Source organism: Kribbella sp. CA-247076, from assembly GCF_050942445.1.
Lineage (GTDB): Bacteria > Actinomycetota > Actinomycetes > Propionibacteriales > Kribbellaceae > Kribbella.
Map to the genome: position 1 here is coordinate 6,570,256 of NZ_CP192051.1, position 20,182 is coordinate 6,590,437.

34 protein-coding genes are annotated in these 20,182 nt (G+C 68.9%); 3 read left to right on the forward strand and 31 right to left on the reverse strand.

From position 1 onward, the window contains the following. Positions 1-23 precede the first annotated feature (23 nt). Positions 24-443 (forward strand): hypothetical protein, encoded by a 420-nt coding sequence (locus ACQPYZ_RS31170; protein WP_433162385.1) that lies wholly within the window; start codon positions 24-26, stop codon positions 441-443. Further along, entirely contained in the window at positions 440-1,714 is a 1,275-nt protein-coding gene (locus ACQPYZ_RS31175) for a hypothetical protein (protein WP_433162386.1), read from the forward strand. Before ACQPYZ_RS31170 ends, ACQPYZ_RS31175 begins: the two co-directional genes overlap by 4 nt. On the opposite strand, the gene ACQPYZ_RS31180 is transcribed toward ACQPYZ_RS31175, so the two are convergent. The 12 genes from ACQPYZ_RS31180 to ACQPYZ_RS31235 form a co-directional block, all read right to left on the reverse strand. Then, positions 1,687-2,457, reverse strand: coding sequence for a hypothetical protein (locus tag ACQPYZ_RS31180; RefSeq protein ID WP_433162388.1), 771 nt, complete (start codon positions 2,455-2,457; stop codon positions 1,687-1,689). The genes ACQPYZ_RS31175 and ACQPYZ_RS31180 overlap by 28 nt on opposite strands. Beyond that, entirely contained in the window at positions 2,450-2,971 is a 522-nt protein-coding gene (locus tag ACQPYZ_RS31185) for a SigE family RNA polymerase sigma factor (protein ID WP_433162389.1), read from the reverse strand. The genes ACQPYZ_RS31180 and ACQPYZ_RS31185 overlap by 8 nt, the downstream gene beginning before the upstream one ends. A gap of 16 nt (positions 2,972-2,987) precedes the next feature. After that, positions 2,988-3,602: a class I SAM-dependent methyltransferase gene (locus ACQPYZ_RS31190; RefSeq protein WP_433162390.1), complete on the reverse strand. Its 615-nt coding sequence runs from the start codon at positions 3,600-3,602 to the stop codon at positions 2,988-2,990. Continuing rightward, complete coding sequence (gene truA, locus ACQPYZ_RS31195) at positions 3,595-4,407, reverse strand: tRNA pseudouridine(38-40) synthase TruA (RefSeq protein ID WP_433162392.1); 813 nt, start codon at positions 4,405-4,407, stop codon at positions 3,595-3,597. The genes ACQPYZ_RS31190 and truA overlap by 8 nt, the downstream gene beginning before the upstream one ends. 66 nt (positions 4,408-4,473) lie before the next feature. After that, complete coding sequence (gene rplQ, locus ACQPYZ_RS31200; protein WP_433162394.1) at positions 4,474-5,160, reverse strand: 50S ribosomal protein L17, sunset domain variant; 687 nt, start codon at positions 5,158-5,160, stop codon at positions 4,474-4,476. Between the two features lie 43 nt (positions 5,161-5,203). After that, the gene (locus ACQPYZ_RS31205; protein ID WP_433162396.1) at positions 5,204-6,229 is read right to left on the reverse strand and encodes a DNA-directed RNA polymerase subunit alpha; all 1,026 of its coding nucleotides are present in this window, start codon (positions 6,227-6,229) and stop codon (positions 5,204-5,206) included. A 101-nt stretch (positions 6,230-6,330) separates the two neighbouring features. Beyond that, entirely contained in the window at positions 6,331-6,939 is a 609-nt protein-coding gene (gene rpsD, locus ACQPYZ_RS31210) for a 30S ribosomal protein S4 (RefSeq protein ID WP_433162397.1), read from the reverse strand. Positions 6,940-6,961: 22 nt separating this feature from the next. Continuing rightward, positions 6,962-7,369 (reverse strand): 30S ribosomal protein S11, encoded by a 408-nt coding sequence (gene rpsK / locus ACQPYZ_RS31215; protein ID WP_012923659.1) that lies wholly within the window; start codon positions 7,367-7,369, stop codon positions 6,962-6,964. A gap of 53 nt (positions 7,370-7,422) precedes the next feature. Continuing rightward, on the reverse strand, positions 7,423-7,794 hold the full coding sequence (gene rpsM / locus ACQPYZ_RS31220) for a 30S ribosomal protein S13 (protein WP_012923660.1): 372 nt from the start codon (positions 7,792-7,794) through the stop codon (positions 7,423-7,425). A gap of 188 nt (positions 7,795-7,982) precedes the next feature. Then, positions 7,983-8,096 carry a 50S ribosomal protein L36 gene (gene rpmJ / locus ACQPYZ_RS31225; protein WP_008361054.1) on the reverse strand — a complete coding sequence of 38 codons (114 nt, stop codon included), beginning with the start codon at positions 8,094-8,096 and terminating at the stop codon, positions 7,983-7,985. Between the two features lie 35 nt (positions 8,097-8,131). After that, the gene (infA, locus tag ACQPYZ_RS31230) at positions 8,132-8,353 is read right to left on the reverse strand and encodes a translation initiation factor IF-1 (protein ID WP_012923661.1); all 222 of its coding nucleotides are present in this window, start codon (positions 8,351-8,353) and stop codon (positions 8,132-8,134) included. 160 nt (positions 8,354-8,513) lie between these two features. Then, a complete protein-coding gene (locus tag ACQPYZ_RS31235) occupies positions 8,514-8,855 on the reverse strand; it encodes a winged helix-turn-helix transcriptional regulator (protein ID WP_433162400.1) in 342 nt (113 codons plus the stop codon). A gap of 77 nt (positions 8,856-8,932) precedes the next feature. On the opposite strand from ACQPYZ_RS31235, the gene ACQPYZ_RS31240 reads away from it, so the two are divergent. Further along, positions 8,933-9,802, forward strand: a complete 870-nt coding sequence (locus tag ACQPYZ_RS31240) for an NAD(P)-dependent oxidoreductase (protein WP_433162402.1) — start codon at positions 8,933-8,935, stop codon at positions 9,800-9,802. Here the strand turns inward: ACQPYZ_RS31240 and ACQPYZ_RS31245 are convergent. The 19 genes from ACQPYZ_RS31245 to rpsC all read right to left on the reverse strand — a co-directional run bounded on the left by ACQPYZ_RS31245 (position 9,786) and on the right by rpsC (position 20,169). Then, positions 9,786-10,598: a hypothetical protein gene (locus tag ACQPYZ_RS31245; protein ID WP_433162404.1), complete on the reverse strand. Its 813-nt coding sequence runs from the start codon at positions 10,596-10,598 to the stop codon at positions 9,786-9,788. The genes ACQPYZ_RS31240 and ACQPYZ_RS31245 overlap by 17 nt on opposite strands. Then, positions 10,595-11,047: a DUF1707 SHOCT-like domain-containing protein gene (locus tag ACQPYZ_RS31250; protein WP_433162406.1), complete on the reverse strand. Its 453-nt coding sequence runs from the start codon at positions 11,045-11,047 to the stop codon at positions 10,595-10,597. Before ACQPYZ_RS31250 ends, ACQPYZ_RS31245 begins: the two co-directional genes overlap by 4 nt. Positions 11,048-11,151: 104 nt before the next feature. Next, positions 11,152-11,973, reverse strand: a complete 822-nt coding sequence (map, locus tag ACQPYZ_RS31255) for a type I methionyl aminopeptidase (protein ID WP_433162408.1) — start codon at positions 11,971-11,973, stop codon at positions 11,152-11,154. 13 nt (positions 11,974-11,986) lie between these two features. Beyond that, positions 11,987-12,559 carry an adenylate kinase gene (locus ACQPYZ_RS31260; RefSeq protein WP_433162410.1) on the reverse strand — a complete coding sequence of 191 codons (573 nt, stop codon included), beginning with the start codon at positions 12,557-12,559 and terminating at the stop codon, positions 11,987-11,989. Next, complete coding sequence (secY, locus tag ACQPYZ_RS31265; RefSeq protein ID WP_433162412.1) at positions 12,559-13,860, reverse strand: preprotein translocase subunit SecY; 1,302 nt, start codon at positions 13,858-13,860, stop codon at positions 12,559-12,561. Before secY ends, ACQPYZ_RS31260 begins: the two co-directional genes overlap by 1 nt. Before the next feature lie 134 nt (positions 13,861-13,994). Continuing rightward, positions 13,995-14,435: a 50S ribosomal protein L15 gene (gene rplO, locus ACQPYZ_RS31270; RefSeq protein WP_132318733.1), complete on the reverse strand. Its 441-nt coding sequence runs from the start codon at positions 14,433-14,435 to the stop codon at positions 13,995-13,997. A 1-nt stretch (position 14,436) separates the two neighbouring features. Beyond that, positions 14,437-14,619, reverse strand: a complete 183-nt coding sequence (gene rpmD, locus ACQPYZ_RS31275) for a 50S ribosomal protein L30 (RefSeq protein WP_167205893.1) — start codon at positions 14,617-14,619, stop codon at positions 14,437-14,439. Continuing rightward, positions 14,619-15,218 (reverse strand): 30S ribosomal protein S5, encoded by a 600-nt coding sequence (gene rpsE, locus ACQPYZ_RS31280; RefSeq protein WP_350280938.1) that lies wholly within the window; start codon positions 15,216-15,218, stop codon positions 14,619-14,621. Before rpsE ends, rpmD begins: the two co-directional genes overlap by 1 nt. Positions 15,219-15,247: 29 nt before the next feature. Further along, positions 15,248-15,631 carry a 50S ribosomal protein L18 gene (rplR, locus tag ACQPYZ_RS31285; RefSeq protein ID WP_132147629.1) on the reverse strand — a complete coding sequence of 128 codons (384 nt, stop codon included), beginning with the start codon at positions 15,629-15,631 and terminating at the stop codon, positions 15,248-15,250. Between the two features lie 2 nt (positions 15,632-15,633). Continuing rightward, complete coding sequence (rplF, locus tag ACQPYZ_RS31290) at positions 15,634-16,176, reverse strand: 50S ribosomal protein L6 (protein ID WP_433162415.1); 543 nt, start codon at positions 16,174-16,176, stop codon at positions 15,634-15,636. Between the two features lie 27 nt (positions 16,177-16,203). Beyond that, positions 16,204-16,611 carry a 30S ribosomal protein S8 gene (rpsH, locus tag ACQPYZ_RS31295; RefSeq protein ID WP_433162417.1) on the reverse strand — a complete coding sequence of 136 codons (408 nt, stop codon included), beginning with the start codon at positions 16,609-16,611 and terminating at the stop codon, positions 16,204-16,206. A 91-nt stretch (positions 16,612-16,702) separates the two neighbouring features. Continuing rightward, on the reverse strand, positions 16,703-16,888 hold the full coding sequence (locus ACQPYZ_RS31300; RefSeq protein ID WP_012923674.1) for a type Z 30S ribosomal protein S14: 186 nt from the start codon (positions 16,886-16,888) through the stop codon (positions 16,703-16,705). A gap of 1 nt (position 16,889) precedes the next feature. Continuing rightward, entirely contained in the window at positions 16,890-17,465 is a 576-nt protein-coding gene (rplE, locus tag ACQPYZ_RS31305; RefSeq protein WP_433162419.1) for a 50S ribosomal protein L5, read from the reverse strand. Further along, the gene (rplX, locus tag ACQPYZ_RS31310) at positions 17,465-17,854 is read right to left on the reverse strand and encodes a 50S ribosomal protein L24 (protein WP_433162422.1); all 390 of its coding nucleotides are present in this window, start codon (positions 17,852-17,854) and stop codon (positions 17,465-17,467) included. The genes rplE and rplX overlap by 1 nt, the downstream gene beginning before the upstream one ends. Position 17,855: 1 nt before the next feature. Further along, positions 17,856-18,224, reverse strand: a complete 369-nt coding sequence (rplN, locus tag ACQPYZ_RS31315) for a 50S ribosomal protein L14 (RefSeq protein WP_012923677.1) — start codon at positions 18,222-18,224, stop codon at positions 17,856-17,858. A gap of 90 nt (positions 18,225-18,314) precedes the next feature. Continuing rightward, positions 18,315-18,608, reverse strand: a complete 294-nt coding sequence (rpsQ, locus tag ACQPYZ_RS31320; RefSeq protein WP_433162424.1) for a 30S ribosomal protein S17 — start codon at positions 18,606-18,608, stop codon at positions 18,315-18,317. Beyond that, positions 18,605-18,907 carry a 50S ribosomal protein L29 gene (gene rpmC, locus ACQPYZ_RS31325; RefSeq protein ID WP_433162426.1) on the reverse strand — a complete coding sequence of 101 codons (303 nt, stop codon included), beginning with the start codon at positions 18,905-18,907 and terminating at the stop codon, positions 18,605-18,607. The genes rpsQ and rpmC overlap by 4 nt, the downstream gene beginning before the upstream one ends. After that, positions 18,907-19,326 (reverse strand): 50S ribosomal protein L16, encoded by a 420-nt coding sequence (gene rplP / locus ACQPYZ_RS31330; protein ID WP_132147608.1) that lies wholly within the window; start codon positions 19,324-19,326, stop codon positions 18,907-18,909. The genes rpmC and rplP overlap by 1 nt, the downstream gene beginning before the upstream one ends. Before the next feature lie 3 nt (positions 19,327-19,329). Beyond that, positions 19,330-20,169, reverse strand: coding sequence for a 30S ribosomal protein S3 (gene rpsC / locus ACQPYZ_RS31335; RefSeq protein WP_433162428.1), 840 nt, complete (start codon positions 20,167-20,169; stop codon positions 19,330-19,332). Positions 20,170-20,182: the final 13 nt, after the last annotated feature.

Genomic DNA, 20,182 nt, shown 5'->3' on the forward strand with positions numbered 1-20,182 from the left:
ACCACGGGCGAGGAAGAGGTGTCATGCAGGGCAACGCTCAGTACGAGCAGATCGAGGCTGAGCTGCAGCGACTGCTGGACCGGCTGTACGGCGCGGATCCGGCGACCGTGGAGCGCGAACGCCACCGGCTCCGCGCGCTGGCCGGACAGGTCCAGGACGAGAAGTGGCGCCGACGCGCGATCAGACGGGCCGACCAGCTGCCGAGCCTGCTGTCCGGACCGCCGCCGGCGACGAGCAGTGCGTACGCCGAGGCGCAGCGGCTGTACGCCGAAGCCGTCAACTCGACCGCCGCGCCCGATGACCGGGCCGACGAGCTCGTCCAGGTGATGGCACGGATCACCGACCTGGCGGCCCGGGCGCCCGTGCCGGAGGCCGGCGCGATCAGGCAACTGAACAGCTCGCTCTTCCGGCTGCTGACCAGCCTGCGACAGGAGCTCCGGTGACGAACCCTCTCTCTTCCATCGTTGTGCAGCCCCGCGGCCCGGAGATCCTTCCGGGCACCCCGGAGTACGAGTGGGTCGCGAGCATCATCCGTGCGGTCGAGCGGCGCGCTGGGCTCCCGGGTGGCTGGAACGGACGGCTCTACGAGGAACGCAATCCGGGTGTCGGTGGCGCCATCCACCGGGACGGCGCCGTGAGCATGCAGTCCGCGATGCTGGACGTGGTCCGTGAGGCGTACACCGAGCAGGGGCCGTTGATCGACGACGACAAGCTCCTCGTCCGGTTGACCGCGGTCACCGTCGTGCACGAGGCCCGGCACCTCCTGACCGACCTCGGCGACGAGCGGGCACCGGACGCGGTCAAGATCATGTCGCCCGAGGAGTTTGTGCTCGAGGAAGGCCTCAACGACACCTGGACACACCGGCACGTCGACGCGATCCTGCAGGACATCGACATGGACACCGCGGTCCCCGAGGTCATGGGCGTCCAGGCACCGGCGAGCTACCCCGGATTCATGAAGGCCACCGACGGGCTGGTCGACGGCGTGGCGCGGATCTCCGGGCAGACGCCCGAGCAGGTCCGCGACACTCTGCACCGCACGCCCAGGCCGCAGCGGTTCAACGCGCTGGCCGACCTGGTCATCGACAGCCGGCTCGGCGACCTCATGCCCGACAGCCATCGCGCGCAGCTTCGGCACCGACTGTCCGGACCGGTCCGTCGGGAGCTCGCCAACTTCGCCGAGCTGGGGGTGGCGGCCGGGATCCCCGCGGAGACCCTGGCCGAATGGGGTGAGCAGCAGGGCGGCAAGGCGATCGCCGGACTCGACGCCGAGCTCGGCAAGGTCGAGACCCACTACCGCGCCTGGCACGAACAGAACCCCGGCGCGGAGTCGGAACCGCCCAGGCCGCAACCGTCGAGGCAGGAGCTCATCCTGCTGCGCCAGTTGAAGGCCTACGCCGAGAGCGAGCCGCCGCAGCCCGCGGTCGCCGAGGCGGCTCCGGACGTAGCTGCGGCCGCCGCGCCCCGCGAGCCATCGACGGCCGGGCGACCCGGAGGGCCCGCGACGGCCGGGCGGTCCGGAGGGCCCGCGACGGCGCGCGAGGTCGCGCACCTGCAACAGTTCCTGGGATCGCACACGGCGTCGAGCCGTCCGGCCGGCTCGACGGTGGACAGCGGTGACCCGACCGGCCAACGTCCGGAACCTGCGCGGCGACCGCGGGATGGGACCGCGCGACTGAGCGCTCGTTACCAGCCCTCGAGGGCGTTCAGGTAAGTGCCTCCGGGTGGGCGGGCGGCGCCGGTCATGAAGAGCTTGAGGGGGGCGGCGTACAGGCCGTAGGTGCGGGTGCCGGTGAAGAAGCCGGCGGCGTCGCAGCCGTCGTACTGCACCCAGACCTCCTTCACGCCGGCGGACGTGCCGAACCGCAGCACGATCGCCTCCTTCGGCTGCGCGGTCTGCGGGGCGCACTTGAACACCGGGAGGTCCGGGTTCCGCTCCGGCAGCACCTTGATCGCGTCGACCACCTGCTGCGCGACACCGGCGTCGAAGCTCTGCTGGCCGAGCAGCATGGGTGCACCAGGCCCGAGCCGGTAGCGGCAGGCGTGCAGCCCAGACACCGGCGTCCCGAGGTCCAACCCGGTCCCACGCGGTACGGCGGTCAGTCCGCCACCTCCCTGGATCACGTGATCGGCCGGGCAGCCCGCAGCGTCGGCAGGTGGCACGAACTCGGGCGACGTCCGTCCGGAGCTGGAGGCGCCCTTGTCGGCGGCACCACCTTCGCTGGAGCTCGAGGCGATCGGCGACGGATCCCCGACCGCGTTCCAGACACCACCGATCGCGGCAGCCACCACGACCGCGGCCGCAGCCATGGTCATCCCCTGGCGGCGCCTGCGGACCCGCCGGCGAGCCTCTGCCGCCAGCGCACTGCCGCGCGGACCAGTGGCCGCGTCGGCCCGGCGCTGGAACGCGTCGGCGATCTTGGGGCCGAGCTCCTGCTCAGGCTCGTGGTCAGGCATCCTCGGCTCCTTCCTTGCTCAGCGTGGTCTTCAGTGCGGCCAGTGCCCGGTGGACATGCGACCGCGCGGTCGCTTCGGCGCAGTGCAGCAGCGCACCGATCTCGGCGTACGAGAGGTCCTCGTAGAAGCGCAGTACGACGGCCGCCCGCTGCTTGTCCGGCAGCGTCGCGCACAGCGCCCAGACCGCGTCGGACTCGGCTCTGTCCACGGCACCGTCCGATGCCGGCGGCCCTGATCGGACCGGGTCGGGGATCGGAGCCTCGCGGCGGCGGAAGCGGCGCCACCAGGAGATGTGCGCGTTCACCACCATCCGTTTCACGTACGCCTCGGGGTCGTCGGCACGGCTGACCCGTCCCCAGCGGGCGCAGGCGGTCGTCAGGGCGTCCTGGACCGCGTCCTCGGCCAGGTTCTTGTCCCCGGTCAGGACGTAGGCGAAGCGGAGCAGCGCGTCCGCCTTCTCGGTGACCCAGAGCTCGAAGTCGAGCTGGCCCGTCCGTGCCTCTGCTGCCGCCAAGGCTGCCTCCATACCCTCAGGACGGCGACGGACCCGCGTTCGTTGCACGCAGGACCCGGAACCCCTTCGCGCTGCCGACCCGTTCGCAGGGGTAGCCCTGCTCGGTCATCCAGCGCTGCAACGAGTCGCCGCCCAGGTTCTTGCCGACGACGAACCATGCCACGCCGCCGGGGGCAAGCCGGGCCAGCCAGTGCAGCAGCATCCGGTGCAGCTCGGCCTTGCCGATGTGGATCGCCGGGTTCGACCACAGCTGGTCGAACCGCACGTCCTCCGGTACGCCGTCCGGCAGCACCGGGTGCACCCGGTCGGCGACCCCGGCCCGGCCAGCGTTCTCCGCGGTCAACTCGAGTGCCCGGGTGTTCACGTCGACCGCCCACACCTCCGCTTTCGGCGCCTCCACCGCCAGCGCGCACGCGATCGGCCCGTAGCCGGTCCCCAGGTCCAGGAACGTCCCCGGCCCGGCCGGCGGCTCCACCTCACGCAGCAGGACCGCCGTACCGATGTCCAGGCGGTCCCGGGAGAACACCCCGGTCGCGGTGGTGAAGGTGTACTCCCGTCCCCAGATCCGGGCCTCGACAGTACGGCGTACGTCGGCCGAACCGGGCTCCGCCGAGAAGTAGTGGTCAGCCACGCTGGTGCACCTCTCCCCTGACCTGACGGGCCTGCAGCGCCCGTGCGGCCAACTCCTCGTCAGCCGGGTAGCGCACTTCCTCCAGTGTGAGGCCGTGCGCGGGCAGGACCGACACAGCCGAGTCCCGCACCTTCCCAGCGAGTACGGCGGCCGGCCACTCGACGTCACGTCGTCCGTCGCCCACGGGGATCAGTGCACCCACGAGCGCCCGGACCATCGAGTGGCAGAAGGCATCCGCGATGACGGTGCCCTCCAGCTGTCCGACGCCGGTCCGCTGCCAGGAGTACTCCAGCAGCGCCCTGACCGTGCTCGCGCCCTCCCGCTTCTTGCAGAAGGCGGCGAAGTCGTGCTCTCCGAGCAGGCCGGCCGTGGCCGCGTTCATCTTGTCCACGTCCAGCGGGCGGCCCACGCGCAGTACATGTCCGCGCTGCAGTGGGTCCCAGCCGGCGGGGTCGTCACAGAGGCGGTAGACGTAGCGGCGGGCCAGAGCGGAGAAACGGGCGTCAAAGCCCGCTGGAGCCGCACTGACGGCTGTGACAGCCACGTCCTCGGGCAGGACGCCGTTCAGGCTTCTGAGCAGCCTCAGCGGCTCCACAGCGCCTTCGACGTCCACATGGGTGACCTGGCCGCGGGCGTGCACGCCGGTGTCGGTCCGGCCCGCGCAGGTGACGGTCACCGGCTCGGGCAGGCGCAGTACGACGCGGAGGGTCTCCTCCAGCACGCCCTGCACGGTCCGGAGGCCCTCCTGACGGGCCCAGCCGTGGAAGGCCGTTCCGTCGTACCTCAGGTCGATCCGCCAGCGCACACGGCAATCTAACGCAACAGCGCCCCCTCACCGTGCAGTGAGGGGGCGCTGCGTGAGCAACCGGTGTTACTTGTCGTCGTCCTCGGTCTCGCCGGCCTTGGTGAAGCCGGCGGCCTCGGCGTCCGCCTCCGTCTTGAACCAGACCTCGGCCTCGGTCTGGTCGTACCACGGCGACTCGGCGGTGTGGTACTTCATCGAGTTCTCGTTGCCCTTGATGTCGAAGCCGGCCGGCGCGCTGCCGTCGGCGTTCGGGGCGGCGGAACCCTCGTACTTGCCCGCGACAACGTCCTCGGCCTTGTCGTCCGCCGTGTCGTCGGCCTTCTCCTCCGCCTTCGGGGCGGCCGCCTTCTTGGCCGGGGCCTTCTTCGCGGTCTTCTTCGCCTTCGGCGAGTCGGCCAGCGCCTCGACCAGCTCGATCCTCACCATCGGCGCGTTGTCACCCTTGCGCGGGCCGAGCTTGGTGATCCGGGTGTAACCGCCCGGACGGTCGGCGTACCGCTCGCCGATCTCGGTGAAGAGCACGTGCACGACGCTCTTGTCCTTGATCCGCTTCATCACCTGGCGGCGGGAGGCGAGGTCACCACGCTTCGCCTTGGTGATCATCTGCTCCGCCAGCGGCTGCAGGCGCTTGGCCTTGGCCGCGGTCGTGGTGATGGCGCCGTGCTCGAACAGCGACGTCGCGAGGTTGCTGAGGATCAGCTTCTCGTGCGCCGGGCTGCCGCCCAGCCGGGCACCCTTGGTGGGGGTAGGCATCTCTTACTCCAGGTATCTCAGGCCGGGTGGCCCGGGGTGGGTGTCAGTACTGCTCGGTCTCGGCGAAGCTCTCGTCCTCGTCGTCCGACTCGGTGCCGTAGGCCTCGGCGGCCGCACGCAGGTCGAAGCCAGGAGGCGAGTCCTTCAGCGACAGGCCCATCTCGGCCAGCTTCAGCTTGACCTCGTCGATCGACTTCGAGCCGAAGTTGCGGATGTCCAGCAGGTCCTGCTCGCTGCGCGAGATCAGCTCACCCACGGTGTGGATGCCCTCACGCTTGAGGCAGTTGTACGACCGGACGGTGAGCTGCAGGTCCTCGACCGGCAGCGCCAGGTCGGCCGCCATCTGCTCGTCCACCGGCGACGGGCCGATGTCGATGCCCTCGGCCTCGACGTTCAGCTCGCGGGCCAGGCCGAACAGCTCGACCAGGGTCTTCCCGGCCGAGGCGACCGCGTCCCGCGGCAGCATCGACGGCTTGGTCTCGACGTCGACCACGAGGCGGTCGAAGTCGGTGCGCTGCTCGACCCGGGTGGCCTCGACCTTGTAGGTCACCTTGAGCACCGGCGAGTAGATCGAGTCGACCGGCATCCGGCCGATCTCGGCGTCGGCGGACTTGTTCTGGATCGCGGAGACGTAGCCCCGGCCCCGCTCGACGACCAACTCCATCTCGAGCCGGCCCTTCTCGTTCAGGGTGGCGATCTTCAGGTCCGGGTTGTGCACCTCGACACCGGCCGGCGGCGCGATGTCCGCGGCGGTGACGTCACCGGGGCCCTGCTTGCGCAGGTACATGGTGACCGGCTCGTCGTGCTCGGAGGAGACGACCAGGTCCTTCAGGTTCAGGATCAGCTGGGTGGCGTCCTCCTTGACCCCGGCAACGGTCGAGAACTCGTGCAGCACGCCGTCGACCTTGATGCTGGTCACGGCGGCGCCGGGGATGGAGGACAGCAGGGTCCGGCGGATCGAGTTGCCGAGGGTGTAGCCGAAGCCCGGCTCGAGCGGCTCGATCACGAACCGCGAGCGGTGCTCGTCGACGACCTCTTCGGTCAGGGTGGGGCGCTGTGCGATAAGCAACTTCGTGTTCCTTCTCTGTTCGCGACGACCACTATTTGAGGTCGCGAGGGGTGAAGAACACCGATCCGGCCGGCGGCGCGAGGCCACCGGCCGGAGCCGGATCAGTTCTTCGAGTAGAGCTCGACGATCAGGTGCTCGGCGACCTGGGTGTCGATCTGCTGCCGGGTCGGCAGCTGGTGGACGAGGATGCGCAGCCGCTCGGGCAGCACCTCGAGCCAGGCCGGGACGACGCGCTCGGAGTGCGTCTCCCGGGCGATGATGAACGGGGTCGTCTCGACCGACTTCGCCTTGACATCGATGATGTCGTGGGCGGCCACCCGGTACGACGGGATGTTCACCTTGACGCCGTTCACGGTGAAGTGACCGTGGACGACGAGCTGACGGGCCTGCCGGCGGGTCCGGGCCAGGCCGGCGCGGTACACCACGTTGTCCAGCCGGGACTCCAGGATGATCAGCAGGTTGTCACCGGTCTTGCCGGAGCGCCGCGAGGCCTCCTCGTAGTACCGGCGGAACTGCTTCTCCAGCACGCCGTACGAGTAGCGCGCCTTCTGCTTCTCCCGCAGCTGGAGCAGGTACTCGCTCTCCTTGGGACGGCCGCGGCCGTGCATACCCGGCGGGTACGGACGACGCTCGAACGCCTTGTCGCCACCGACGAGGTCGACCCCGAGACGGCGCGACTTCTTGGTCATGGGTCCGGTGTAACGGGCCATTGTGTGTGCTCCTCTCGGAAGGTCAGACCCGGCGCCGCTTGGGCGGGCGGCAGCCGTTGTGGGCGGTCGGGGTGACGTCCTGGATGGTGCCGACCTCGAGGCCGACGGCACCCAGCGAACGGATCGCGGTCTCCCGGCCGGAGCCGGGACCCTTGACGAACACGTCGATCTTGCGCATGCCGTGCTCCATCGCGCGGCGCCCGGCGGCCTCGGCGGCCATCTGCGCGGCGAACGGGGTGGACTTGCGCGAACCCTTGAAGCCGACGGTGCCCGCGGAGGCCCACGAGATGACCGCGCCGGTCGGGTCGGTGATCGTCACGATCGTGTTGTTGAACGTGCTCTTGATGTGCGCGTGGCCGGCGGCCACGTTCTTCTTCTCCTTGCGGCGCACCTTCTTCGCGCCGGCCGCGGTGCGGCTCTTGGGAGGCATAGGTCAGTTGCTCCTGGGGTGGTCGCTGGAAAGATCTGCAGTCATCCGGGTCATCACTTCTTCTTCTTGCCGGCGATCGCCTTGCGACGACCCTTGCGGCTGCGGGCGTTGGTCCGCGTACGCTGACCACGCACCGGCAGGCCGCTGCGGTGCCGGCGACCCTGGTACGACCCGATCTCGATCTTGCGGCGGATGTCCGCGGTCACCTCGCGACGGAGGTCACCTTCGATCTTGTAGTTGCCTTCGATCCAGTCCCGGAGCTTCACCAGCTCCTCGTCGCCCAGCTCGTGGACGCGCTTGTCACCGGAGATCCCGGTGGCTTCGAGCGTCTTCAGGGCGCGAGTACGACCTACACCGAAGATGTAGGTGAGAGCGACCTCGATGCGCTTGTCGCGCGGCAGGTCGACCCCTACGAGGCGTGCCATGTGGCGGTGTTCCTTTCGTCGGCAGAGGTGTGGTGGCGCGCCGCGTCCCCGCCCGCCTCGGTGTCGCTGTGCTTCACCGGCGGGGCCCCGGCCTCTGTTCCGGGGGCGACGTCAGGCCGTGTTGCGGTGGCCGGACGAGCGTGCGCGCTGTGGTGCGAAAGTGCTGGGTGCTGCTCGACTGCGGGCTGTCAGCCCTGCCGCTGCTTGTGCCGCGGGTTCTCGCAGATCACCATGACCCGGCCGTGACGGCGGATCACCTTGCACTTGTCGCAGATCTTCTTGACGCTCGGATTGACCTTCATCGAGCTTCTTTCTTCGACAGGTGTTGGTGGTGGTGTTACTTGTACCGATAGACGATGCGACCCCGGGTGAGGTCGTACGGCGACAGCTCCACGACGACCCGGTCCTCGGGGAGGATCCGGATGTAGTGCTGCCTCATCTTGCCGCTGATGTGCGCGAGCACCTTGTGCCCGTTGGACAGCTCAACACGGAACATCGCGTTCGGCAGGGCCTCCACGATGGTGCCCTCGAGTTCGATGACTCCCTCTTTTTTGGGCATGTCCTCGCACTTCTGTAGACGACGTACTGAATGATGGTCCTGGCCTTGGTGCCCTCCTGACGCGAGCGTCAGGCAGCCGCGGGCACGACGAGCCAGAGGCTACAAAGAGCCAAGGAAAGAGTGTACGCCACTCACCCAGGCGAAACCCAATCGAGACCGCTCAACCGGCCGCCTGGCCCGCCCGCGAAGCCTCCAGCACCTCGAGGTGCTCGGCTCCCCAGGCATCCAGTGGCGCCAAGGCCACGTTGAGTGACTGACCGAGCGCGGTCAGCGAGTACTCGACCCGAGGTGGGACCTGCCGGTAGACCTCACGGTGAACGATGTCACGGGACTCCAGCTCGCGCAGCTGCTGGATGAGCATCTTCTCGGTCACGCCGGCGACCTCCCGGCGCAGCTCGCCGAACCGCATCGGCCCGTGGTGCAGCGCCCAGAGGATCCGCGGTTTCCACTTCCCGCCGATCACGTCGGCCGCGGCGTCCAGGCCACAGGTGTACGGAAGCATTACTTACCTTTCGGTCAGTACCTGACTAATTAGTGGGTACTTGCCCATCCTAAAGGGCGCCCGCAAGGGTTGACGGCATGAAGACTCCCGTCACCGTCCTCGGCCTCGGCGCGATGGGCACCGCCCTCGCCCGGGCCTTCCTGGCCGCCGGCCACCCGACCACCGTCTGGAACCGGACCCCCGGCCGCTCCCGCGAGCTCGACGCCCTCGGCGCCGTCCGGGCCGCGTCAGCAGCCGAAGCCGTCGCCGCCGGTCCGCTCGTCGTGGTCTGTCTGCTCGACGACAGCACGGTCCGCGCGACCCTCGAGCCGCTCGCCGCCGACCTGACCGGCCGCACCCTGGTCAACCTCACCAGCAGCCTGCCCTCCCAGGCCCGCGCACTCGCGGAGTGGGCCGCCGGGCACGGCGTCGACTTCCTGGACGGCGGCATCATGGCCGTCCCGGTGCTGATCGGCGGTCCGCAGGCGTTCATCCTCTACAGCGGGTCCACCGCCGCCTTCGAGCAGTACGCGTCCGACCTCAAGGCCGCCGCGCGACCGGCGTACGTCGGCAAGGACCCGGGCATGGCGTCATTGCACGACTTCACCCTGCTGAGCGCGATGTATCCGATGCTCGGCGGCGCCGCGCACGCGCTCGCCCTGATCAGCGGCGAGGACATCTCACCGACCGCGTTCACCGACGACTACCTGGTGCCCTGGCTGAGCGCGATGCTCGGACAGTTGCCGGCGATGGCGAAGGACCTGGAACACGGCCCGGACGGACCGGCCGGCTCGAACCTGGCCATGCAGGCGAACGGCTTCCACGAGCTCGTCGACCTGGCCGTCGAGCAGGGTGTCGACCCGGCCATGATCGCCCCGATGGAGAAACTGCTGCAGCGGGCGGTCTCCGAAGGTCACGGAGACGAGGACCTGGCCGCTCTTGTCCCGCTGCTCAGGGGTGGTGCGTAGCGGCCCACTGCTCGCCTTCGCGCCAGATCTGCTCGGGCATCAGGTCGAGCAGGTCGCAGGCCGCGTCCAGTTGCGCGAGGGCGGTGGCCGCATCGCGGTACGCCGGCAGGATCGCGACGAACCGCCGTCCCTCGCAGCTGAACCCGAACGGCGGTACGGCGGCCAGCGCCTCGACCGCCCGTGGATGCAGCACAGCCTCCGCGTGGTCCTCGCGACCGTTGAACAGGCAGTACCGCCCCGGGAGGCCCTCGACGTTCACCGTCATCGGCAGCAGGCTGGCGGCCGCGACCGGAGCCAGGGCGGCCGGCAGCACCTGCAGCGGCGGCAGCGGCCGGTCCACCTGCAGGTCGAGGAAGTCGAACCCGAGCTCGCGCCGGCCGACCTTGTGCCGGAACTGCCCGGTCGAGAACTCCCGGCCACGGTGCCGGCCCGACGTCACGTCGTACACCTCGGCGCCGGGGTCCACCGAGAAGGGCGGGAACGGCCAGCGCTGCAGCAGCTCCGGCCGGTCCAGACTGAGCCGCCAGCCCATCTGCCCGACCACGTCGCCCCAGGCCTTGCGCCGCCGGCTTTCGGCCACCCGCAGGCCGAGCGTGAAGCCCACCAGCACCAGGAACCAGGCCAGCATCATCCAGCCGACCCACCGCGGCTTCAGCAGCAGTCCGGCGATCGCGACCGGGGTGGCGACCGCGAACCAGATCACGTAGACGAGCGCCGACCCCTGCCGCAGCTGCCAACCCCAGTCCGGCCGCAGACGTGGGCCGGTGACGCGACGGGTGACCGGGGCCGCTGTCAACGGCGCTTTCCGAGGTTGCTGAGGGCGAACAGCGTCCAGGGGATCATCAACCAGACCGGCCAGAAGTGCGGCCAGTGCCCGCCGTTCGCGACCCCGATGACGAACCAGATCACCACGTTCAGTACGACGACGCCGGTGAACCCGCCGCCGAGCGCGGCCAGCCCGTTCCGCTGCGGTTGCGCGTCCTTCTTCCGCTCCGGGAACTCACCGGGCGCCGGAGCCGGCTTGCTGTCCTGCACCACCGCCGGGGTCTGGTACGTCCGCACCGGCGGCAGGTCGCGCACCAGCGGCTCCAGCTCGCCGTACGTCTGCACGGAGTACAACTGGTCGAGGCGGGAGGTGAACTCGGGCTGGTCCAGCCGGCCGTCCGCGAACGCGTCCCGCAACCGGCCGGCGATCTTGTCCCGGTCGGCTTCGGTGAAACGCTGGTGCGGCTGGTACTGAGGCATAGCTCAAGTGTGCCTCAGCGGCAGGTTTACGGCGTCCCCCGACGGGTGGACGCACGTCGTCCACCGCTACGCCGGGTCAGCGGACCTCGCCGTACCGTGACGGCTCAGTCGGCGAGCGCGCCGACCTTCACCCCGAGCTCGGCCAGCTTGGCCTCACCGCCGTCGAGCGCGGTCAGCACCCACGGGCCTTCCGGGGTCAGGGTGAAGGTGTGCTCGGTGTGCGCGGCGGCCAGGCCGTCATCGGTGACGACCGTCCAGTCGTCCTCGAGCGTGTGGTTGTCCTGCCGGCCGAGCGTGAGCATCGGCTCGACCGCGAGCGCCATCCCCTCGACCAGCTTCGGGCCGCGACCCGGGCGGCCGAAGTTCGGCACGTTCGGCGGCTGGTGCATCGCCGACCCGATCCCGTGCCCGACGAAGTCCTCGACGATCCCGTACGACGAGTTGCCGCGCACGTGCTCCTCGATCGCGGCCGAGATGTCGGTCAGCCGGCCGCCGAGCCGGGCCGCGGCGAACCCGCGCCACATCGACTCCGCGCAGATCCGGGCCAGCTCGAGCAGCTCCGGGGCGACCTCGCCGACCGGGACCGTGATCGCGGCGTCGCCGTGCCAGCCGTCCACGATCGCACCGCAGTCGATCGAGATCAGGTCGCCGTCGGCCAGCACCCGGTCACCGGGGATGCCGTGCACGATCTCGTCGTTCACCGACGCGCAGATCGAGCCGGTGAAGCCGTGGTAGCCCTTGAACGACGGCGTCGCGCCGGCGGACCGGATGTGGTCCTCGGCGATCGCGTCCAGCTCCCGGGTGGTGATCCCGGCGCGGACCTCGCCGCGGAGCAGCTCCAGCGTGCGGCCGACGACCAGGCCGGCCGCACGCATGGAGAGGATCTGCTCACGGGTCTTGATCTCGATCCCGCGGTCCCTGAACATCACCGGACCTCAGCTACTCGGTGACGGTCTTGAGGGCGGCGAGCACGCGCTCGCTCACCTCGTCGATCTCGCCGACACCGTCGACCTCGACCAGCACGCCGCGCTGGGCGTACACCCGCAGCAGCGGCTTGGTCTCGGCGGTGTAGACGTCCTGCCGGTGCCGGATGACCTCCTCGGAGTCGTCCGACCGGCCCTCGGTCCGGGCCCGCTTGGTCATCCGCTCCACCAGCACCTCGGTGTCGGCGATCAGCGCCACCACCGCGTCCAGCTTGTGGCCGTGCTCGGCCAGGATGTCGTCCAGCGTGCCGACCTGGGCCAGCGTCCGCGGGTAGCCGTCCAGCAGGAAGCCGTCGCCGGCGTCCGCCTCGGACAGCCGGTCACGGACCATCGCGTTGGTGACCTCGTCCGGGACGTAGTCACCGGCATCCATGTAGCGCTTCGCCTCGAGCCCGAGCGGCGTCTCGTCCTTGACGTTCGCACGGAAGATGTCGCCGGTGGACACGGCCGGGATATTCAGGCGTTCCGCAAGCACCTTTGCCTGCGTGCCCTTGCCCGCCCCGGGCGGACCCATCAGCAACATTCTCATCAGCGCAAAAACCCTTCGTAGTTACGCTGCTGCAACTGAGACTCGATCTGCTTCACGGTGTCCAGACCCACGCCGACCATGATCAGGATCGACGTACCGCCGAACGGGAAGTTCTGGTTCGCGTTCAGGAGCACCAGCGCGACCAGCGGGATCATCGAGATCACCGCGAGGTAGAGCGCGCCGGGCAGCGTGATGCGGGACAGCACGTAGCCCAGGTACTCCTCCGTCGGCCGGCCCGCCCGGATGCCCGGGATGAAGCCGCCGTACTTCTTCATGTTGTCCGCGACTTCCTTCGGGTTGAAGGTGATCGAGACGTAGAAGTACGTGAAGAAGATGATCAGGGCGACGTAGGAAATCATGTACACGGGGTGGTCGCCGGTGACCAAGTTCGCCTGGATCCACTGGGCCCAGGGCTTCTCCTGCTGGAACTGGCTGACCAGCACCGGCAGGTAGATCAGGCTGGAGGCGAAGATGACCGGGATGACCCCGGCCTGGTTCACCTTCAGCGGGATGTACGTCGACGTGCCGCCGAACATCTTGCGGCCGACCATGCGCTTGGCGTACTGCACCGGGATCCGGCGCTGCGCCTGCTCGATGAAGATGACCGCGGCCATGATCACCAGACCGACCGCGAGCACGACGATGAAGATGCCGAGGCCCTTCTCCTTGCGGATGCTCCACAGCTGCGAGGGGAAGGTGGCGACGATCTGGGTGAAGATCAGGATCGACATACCGTTACCGACGCCACGGTCGGTGATCAGCTCGCCGAGCCACATGACCACACCGGTGCCGGCCGTCATGGTCAGCACCATCACGACCACCGGGAACCAGCTGTCGTCGTGCAGCAGCGGCTCCTGGCAGCCCTGGAACAGGCGGCCGGGGGTGCGCGCCAGCGCGACGAACGCGGTCGCCTGCAGGATCGCCAGCCCGACGGTGAGGAACCGGGTGTACTGGGTGATCTTGGCCTGTCCCGCCTGGCCTTCCTTCTTCAGCGACTCCAGCCGCGGGATCACCACGGTGAGCAGCTGCAGGATGATGCTGGCGGTGATGTACGGCATGATGCCGAGCGCGAAGATCGCGAGCTGCAGCAGCGCGCCGCCGGAGAACAGGTTGATCAGGTTGTACAGGTTCGCGTTGGCGCCGCCCTGGGCCTGCTTGAGACAGACGTCCAGCGAGTTGACGTTGACGCCCGGAGCCGGAACGACCGAACCGATCCGGAAGATCACGATGATGAAGAGCACGAACAAGAGCTTCCGGCGCAGGTCCGGAGTCTTGAACGCGTTGGCAAAGGCGCCTAACACCCTGTCCTCCCACATGTTTCCTCTGCCCGGTCAGGGCAGGGGCCTAGCAAAGCAGCTTGGCAAGAGACGAACCAGGGCTCGTCCGAACTCCAGCGCACGATATCAAGCGCCGGCTCGCACGAGCCCTGGACACATCACACCTCGGTGGTGGTCCCCCCGGCCGCCTGGATCTTCTCCTGGGCGGACTTGGAGAACTTGTGCACCGAAACCTGCAGTGCCACGGTCAGCTCGCCGTCACCCAGCACCTTCACCGGCTGACCGCTGCGGACCGCGCCCTTGGCGACCAGGTCGGCCACGCCGACCTCACCGCCTTCGGGGAACAGTTGTCCGAGCTTGTCCAGGTTAACGACCTGGAACTCCACCCGGTTCCTGCTCTTGAAGCCCTTCAGCTTCGGGAGCCGCATGTGCAGCGGCATCTGGCCACCCTCGAAGTACTCGGGGATGTTGTTGCGGGCCTTGCTGCCCTTGGTGCCGCGACCGGCGGTCTTGCCCTTGCTGCCCTCACCACGACCCACGCGGGTCTTGGCGGTCTTGGCGCCGGGCGCCGGGCGCAGGTGGTGAACCTTGAGCGCCATGTCAGTCGACCTCCTCGACGGTGATGAGGTGGCGAACCGTCCGGACCATGCCGCGGACCTCGGGCTTGTCCTCGTGGACGGCGCTGTCGCCGATCCGCTTGACGCCCAGGGTGCGCAGCGTGTCGCGCTGGTTCTGCTTGCCACCGATACCGGAACGGACCTGGGTCACCTTCAGGCGTGCCATCAGGAAGCCACCTCCGCCCGCGCCTTCAGCAGCGCGGCCGGCGCGACGTCTTCGACCGGCAGGCCACGGCGCGCGGCCACGGCCTCCGGGGTCTCCAGGTTCCGCAACGCCTCGACCGTGGCGTGCACCACGTTGATGGCGTTGGCCGAACCCAGCGACTTGCTGAGGACGTCGTGAATGCCGGCGCACTCCAGCACCGCACGCGCCGAGCCACCCGCGATCACACCGGTACCGGGCGCGGCCGGACGCAGCAGCACCACGCCGGCGGCCTTCTCGCCCTGGACCGGGTGCGGGATGGTGCCCTGGATGCGCGGCACCTTGAAGAACGCCTTCTTGGCCTCCTCGACACCCTTGGCGATCGCCGCGGGCACCTCCTTGGCCTTGCCGTAACCCACACCGACGGTGCCTTCCCCGTCGCCGACGACCACGAGGGCGGTGAAGCTGAAGCGCCGACCACCCTTCACGACCTTGGCGACCCGGTTGATGGCTACCACGCGCTCGATGTAGGCGGTCTTGTCCGCCTGCTGACCACGACCACCGTCGCGGCCACGGCGCTCACCACCGGCGCCGCCTCCGCGACGCTGCTGGCCTCCGCTCATGTCGAACTACCTCTTCCTTTGATCGCCTGTCAGAAGCCGAGCCCGCCCTCGCGGGCGGCGTCGGCCAGGGCCGCGATACGGCCGTGGTACTTGTTCCCGGCCCGGTCGAAGACGACCGAGTCGATGCCGGCGGCCTTCGCCCGGTCGGCGATCAGGCCGCCGACGGTCTTGGCCTTGTCCGTCTTGTTCGCCTCCGCGCCGCGCAGGTCGGCCTCCATGGTGGAGGCGGACGCCAGCGTCTTGCCGGCCACGTCGTCGATGACCTGCACGAACAGGTGCTTCGAGGACTTGGTGACCACCAGCCGCGGCCGGTCGGCCGTGCCGTTGATCTTCTTCCGGACCCGGATCTGGCGACGCAGCCGCGACGCCGTCTTCTTGGCGGAGTGCTTGTGCGGACGCAGTCCGATCGCCATGGTTACTTACCAGCCTTTCCGACCTTGCGGCGCACCTGCTCGCCGGCGTACCGCACACCCTTGCCCTTGTACGGCTCGGGCTTGCGCAGCTTGCGGATGTTGGCGGCAACCTCGCCGACGGACTGCTTGTCGATACCCTGCACCGAGAACTTGGTCGGCGACTCCACCGCGAAGGTGATGCCGTCCGGCGCCTCCACCGTGATGGTGTGGCTGTAGCCGAGCGAGAACTCCAGCGTGCCCGGGCCCTTGGACAGGACGCGGTACCCGACGCCGACGATCTCGAGCTTCTTCTCGTAGCCGTCCGTCACACCCGTCACCAGGTTGGCGATCAGGGTGCGGGACAGGCCGTGCAGTTCCTTGCTCTTGCGCTGGTCGTCCGGGCGGGTGACGGCGATCGCGCCGTCGTCCTCCCGGTTGACCGCGATGGGCTCAGCGACGACGTGCGACAGCTGACCCTTCGGACCCTTCACGGTGACCGTCTGGCCGTCGATCGTGACGTCGACGCCGGACGGGACCGTGACCGGGAGCTTACCGATGCGAGACATGAGAGTGGTCCTCCTTCCGGTTCTTCGTCACCAGACGTAGGCGAGGACTTCCCCGCCGACGCCCTTGTTCTTGGCCTGCTTGTCGGTCAGCAGTCCCTGGGACGTCGAGATGATCGCGACGCCCAGGCCACCGAGGACCTTGGGCAGGTTGGTCGACTTCGCGTAGACCCGCAGACCCGGCTTGCTGATCCGGCGGACGCCCGCGATGGAGCGCTCCCGGCTGGGGCCGAACTTGAGGTCGACGACCAGGGTCTTGCCGACGGCGCCCTCCTTGGGCTCCTCCACCGTGTAGGAGGAGATGTAGCCCTCCTGCTGGAGGATGTCGGCGATGCCCTGCTTGATCTTGCTGTACGGCATCGAGGTCGACTCGTGGTACGCCTGGTTGGCGTTGCGCAGACGCGTCAGCATGTCTGCGATCGGGTCGGTCATCGTCATGGCCTGGGGCCTCTTTCCCGCCGTGGTTTCGCCGGCCGGCGACCTACGGTGACTAGATGGTGAATGGAGAAAAGATCGGAGGTGCGGACGGTCACCAGCTGGACTTGGTCACGCCGGGCAGCTCGCCCCGGTGCGCCATCTCCCGCAGGCAGATCCGGCACAGGCCGAACTTGCGGAAGACCGCCTTCGGCCGGCCGCAGCGCTGGCAGCGGGTGTAACCGCGCACCGCGAACTTCGGCTTCCGGGCCTGCTTGACCTTGAGTGCTGTCTTCGCCACGTCAGTTCTCCTTGAACGGGAAGCCGAGCGCCCGCAGCAGGGCCCGGCCCTCGTCGTCGTTCTTCGCGGTGGTCACCACGGTGATGTCCATGCCCCGGACCCGGTCGATCCGGTCCTGGTTGATCTCGTGGAACATCACCTGCTCGGTCAGGCCGAAGGTGTAGTTCCCGGTGCCGTCGAACTGCTTCGCCGACAGCCCACGGAAGTCGCGGATCCGCGGCAGCGCGAGCGCCAGCAGCCGGTCCAGGAACTCCCACATCCGGTCGCCGCGCAGCGTCACGTGCGCACCGATCGGCATGCCCTCACGCAGCTTGAACTGCGCGATCGACTTGCGCGCCTTGGTGACCTGCGGCTTCTGACCGGTGATCGCGGCCAGGTCCTTCACCGCACCGTCGATCAGCTTCGAGTCGCGGGCCGCCTCGCCGACGCCCATGTTCACCACGATCTTGGTGAGGCCGGGCACCTGCATGACGTTCTCGAACTGGAACTGCTCCTGCAGCTTGCCGACGACCTCGTCGCGGTACTTCGTCTTCAGCCGCGGCTGAACCTTCGTGTTCTCGGTAGCCGTTGCAGTCATCAGATCTCCTCGCCGGTACGCCGCGCGATCCGGACGCTCCGGTAACCGGTGTACGTCGAGCCGTCGGGGCGCCGCTTCTGCACCTCGACGCGGTTGTAACCGACGCGGGTGGTCACCTTCTGCTTCTTGCCGTCCTTCTCGACCTCGACCAGAAGCGCCACGTTCGACACGTGGATCGGGGCTTCCTGGGTGACGATGCCGCCGGTGGTGCCGCCGCGCTGGGCCTGCTGCACCTTGGTGTGCTTCTTCACCCGGTTCACGCCCTCGACGATGACCTTCTCGTCGTTCGGGAAGACCTGGATGATCTTGCCCTCGAGGCCCTTGGACTTGCCGGCGATCACGCGAACGAGATCACCCTTCTTCACGTGCAGCTTCTTGTTCTGGGCCATCTCAGAGCACCTCCGGGGCGAGCGAGATGATCTTCATGAAGCGCTTCTCGCGCAGCTCCCGGCCGACCGGCCCGAAGATGCGGGTGCCGCGCGGCTCGCCGTCGGCCTTCAGGATCACCGCGGCGTTCTCGTCGAACCGGATGTAGGAGCCGTCCGGACGCCGGCGCTCCTTCACGGTCCGCACGACGACCGCCTTGACGACGTCACCCTTCTTCACACCACCGCCCGGGATCGCGTCCTTGACGGTGGCGACGATCGTGTCACCGACACCGGCGTACCGCCGACCGGAGCCGCCGAGCACGCGGATGCACAAGATCTCCTTGGCACCCGTGTTGTCGGCGACCTTCAGTCGCGACTCCTGCTGGATCATCTGTTGATCTCCTGGTTGTCTCGCTGGTTCTCACGTCCGTGAGCCTTGCGGAACGAATGATTTCGATTGGTTGCCGGTCGGGACCGGTAACTACTTGGCCTTCTCGAGGATCTCCACGACGCGCCAGCGCTTGGTCGCCGACAGCGGCCGGGTCTCCATCAGGAGGACGCGGTCGCCGATACCGGCGGCGTTCTGCTCGTCGTGCGCCTTGAGCTTGCTGGTGCGACGGATGACCTTGCCGTACAGGGCGTGCTTCACCCGGTCCTCGACCTCGACCACGACGGTCTTGTCCATCTTGTCGCTCAGCACCAGGCCCTCACGGGTCTTCCGGCGGCCGCGCGCCTCGGTCGTGTTCACGGTCTCGTCCTTCACGTTCTCGGTCATGCCTTGCTCCCGGCCTTCTCGCTGTCGTCCGCCGGCTCTTCGTCCGACCCGGCCTCGGCCTCGGCGTCAGCCGCGACCGGGGCGTCGACCTCCTCGGTGATGCCCAGCGAGCGCTCGGTCATCACCGTGTAGATGCGGGCGATGTCCTTGCGGACGGCGCGCAGCCGGCCGTGGGACTCCAGCTGACCCGTGGCAGCCTGGAACCGGAGGTTGAACAGCTCCTCCTTGGCTTCACCGAGCTTCGTCAGCAGCTCGTCCCGGCCCAGGTTCCGCAGCTCGGCGGCGGTCAGGGTAGCCATCAGTTCTCACCTGCCTCTCGGGTGATGAAGCGGCACTTCATCGGCAACTTGTGGATCGCGCGGCGCATGGCCTCGCGAGCGATCTCCTCCGGAACACCGGACAGCTCGAACATCACGCGGCCGGCCTTGACGTTGGCGATCCACCACTCCGGCGAACCCTTGCCGGAACCCATCCGGGTCTCGGCCGGCTTCTTGGTCAGCGGGCGGTCCGGGTAGATGTTGATCCACACCTTTCCGCCACGCTTGATGTGCCGGGTCATCGCGATACGCGCGGACTCGATCTGCCGGTTGGTGACGTAGTGGCTCTCCAGCGCCTGGATGCCGAAGTCACCGAAGGCCAGCGTGGTACCGCCCTTGGCAGCGCCGGAGCGCTTCGGGTGGTGCTGCTTGCGGTGCTTGACCTTGCGGGGGATGAGCATCGGTCAGCTCTCCGTTCCGGTCGTCTCGGCGGGCTTGTCGGCAGCCGGCGCCTCGGCCCGGGGGGCCTCGTCGCGCTGACCCCGACGGTCGTCCCGGCGGTCGCGGTCGCCACGGCCACCACGGTCGCCGCCCCGGCCACCGCGGTCGTCCCGACGGGCCGGCCGGCGCTGCTGGGTGGCGGCCCGGGCCGCGGCCTGCGCCTCGCGCTCGGCGCGGGAGCCGGCGACGTCACCCTTGTAGATCCAGACCTTCACGCCGATCCGGCCGAAGGTCGTCCGGGCCTCGTAGAAGCCGTAGTCGATGTCCGCGCGGAGCGTGTGCAGCGGCACCCGGCCCTCGCGGTAGAACTCCGACCGCGACATCTCCGCGCCACCGAGCCGGCCGGAGCACTGGATCCGGATGCCCAGGGCGCCGCCACGCATGGTGGTCTGCATCGCCTTGCGCATCGCGCGGCGGAACGCCACGCGGCCGGACAGCTGCTCGGCCACGCCCTGCGCGACCAGCTGGGCGTCGACCTCGGAGTTCTTCACCTCGAGGATGTTCAGCTGCACCTGCTTGCCGGTGAGCTCCTCCAGGCTGCCCCGGATCCGGTCCGCCTCGGCGCCGCGGCGGCCGATGACGATGCCCGGACGGGCGGTGTGGATGTCGACCCGGACCCGGTCACGGGTGCGCTCGATCTCCACGCGGGAGATGCCGGCGCGCTCCATGCCCTTGCTCAGCAGGCGGCGGATCTTGACGTCCTCGCCCACGTAGTCCTTGTACAGCTTGTCGGCGTACCAGCGGCTCTTGTGGTCGGTGCTGATGCCGAGACGGAACCCGTGCGGGTTTACCTTCTGTCCCACAGTCAGGACTCCT

Bases quoted from the DNA above. Each gene is read 5' to 3' on its own strand.
- ACQPYZ_RS31170 (WP_433162385.1), top strand. From the start codon at position 24: ATGCAGGGCAACGCTCAGTACGAGCAGATCGAGGCTGAGCTGCAGCGA.
- ACQPYZ_RS31180 (WP_433162388.1), bottom strand. From the start codon at position 2,457: ATGCCTGACCACGAGCCTGAGCAGGAGCTCGGCCCCAAGATCGCCGAC.
- rplQ (WP_433162394.1), bottom strand. From the start codon at position 5,160: ATGCCTACCCCCACCAAGGGTGCCCGGCTGGGCGGCAGCCCGGCGCAC.
- rpsD (WP_433162397.1), bottom strand. From the start codon at position 6,939: ATGGCCCGTTACACCGGACCCATGACCAAGAAGTCGCGCCGTCTCGGG.
- rpsK (WP_012923659.1), bottom strand. From the start codon at position 7,369: ATGCCTCCCAAGAGCCGCACCGCGGCCGGCGCGAAGAAGGTGCGCCGC.
- rpsM (WP_012923660.1), bottom strand. From the start codon at position 7,794: ATGGCACGCCTCGTAGGGGTCGACCTGCCGCGCGACAAGCGCATCGAG.
- rpmJ (WP_008361054.1), bottom strand. From the start codon at position 8,096: ATGAAGGTCAATCCGAGCGTCAAGAAGATCTGCGACAAGTGCAAGGTG.
- infA (WP_012923661.1), bottom strand. From the start codon at position 8,353: ATGCCCAAAAAAGAGGGAGTCATCGAACTCGAGGGCACCATCGTGGAG.
- ACQPYZ_RS31235 (WP_433162400.1), bottom strand. From the start codon at position 8,855: ATGCTTCCGTACACCTGTGGCCTGGACGCCGCGGCCGACGTGATCGGC.
- ACQPYZ_RS31240 (WP_433162402.1), top strand. From the start codon at position 8,933: ATGAAGACTCCCGTCACCGTCCTCGGCCTCGGCGCGATGGGCACCGCC.
- ACQPYZ_RS31250 (WP_433162406.1), bottom strand. From the start codon at position 11,047: ATGCCTCAGTACCAGCCGCACCAGCGTTTCACCGAAGCCGACCGGGAC.
- map (WP_433162408.1), bottom strand. From the start codon at position 11,973: ATGTTCAGGGACCGCGGGATCGAGATCAAGACCCGTGAGCAGATCCTC.
- ACQPYZ_RS31260 (WP_433162410.1), bottom strand. From the start codon at position 12,559: ATGAGAATGTTGCTGATGGGTCCGCCCGGGGCGGGCAAGGGCACGCAG.
- rplO (WP_132318733.1), bottom strand. From the start codon at position 14,435: ATGGCGCTCAAGGTTCACCACCTGCGCCCGGCGCCCGGCGCCAAGACC.
- rpmD (WP_167205893.1), bottom strand. From the start codon at position 14,619: ATGGCACGCCTGAAGGTGACCCAGGTCCGTTCCGGTATCGGTGGCAAG.
- rpsE (WP_350280938.1), bottom strand. From the start codon at position 15,218: ATGAGCGGAGGCCAGCAGCGTCGCGGAGGCGGCGCCGGTGGTGAGCGC.
- rplR (WP_132147629.1), bottom strand. From the start codon at position 15,631: ATGGCGATCGGACTGCGTCCGCACAAGCACTCCGCCAAGAAGACGGCG.
- rplF (WP_433162415.1), bottom strand. From the start codon at position 16,176: ATGTCTCGCATCGGTAAGCTCCCGGTCACGGTCCCGTCCGGCGTCGAC.
- rpsH (WP_433162417.1), bottom strand. From the start codon at position 16,611: ATGACGATGACCGACCCGATCGCAGACATGCTGACGCGTCTGCGCAAC.
- rplE (WP_433162419.1), bottom strand. From the start codon at position 17,465: ATGACTGCAACGGCTACCGAGAACACGAAGGTTCAGCCGCGGCTGAAG.
- rplX (WP_433162422.1), bottom strand. From the start codon at position 17,854: ATGGCCCAGAACAAGAAGCTGCACGTGAAGAAGGGTGATCTCGTTCGC.
- rplN (WP_012923677.1), bottom strand. From the start codon at position 18,224: ATGATCCAGCAGGAGTCGCGACTGAAGGTCGCCGACAACACGGGTGCC.
- rpsQ (WP_433162424.1), bottom strand. From the start codon at position 18,608: ATGACCGAGAACGTGAAGGACGAGACCGTGAACACGACCGAGGCGCGC.
- rpmC (WP_433162426.1), bottom strand. From the start codon at position 18,907: ATGGCTACCCTGACCGCCGCCGAGCTGCGGAACCTGGGCCGGGACGAG.
- rplP (WP_132147608.1), bottom strand. From the start codon at position 19,326: ATGCTCATCCCCCGCAAGGTCAAGCACCGCAAGCAGCACCACCCGAAG.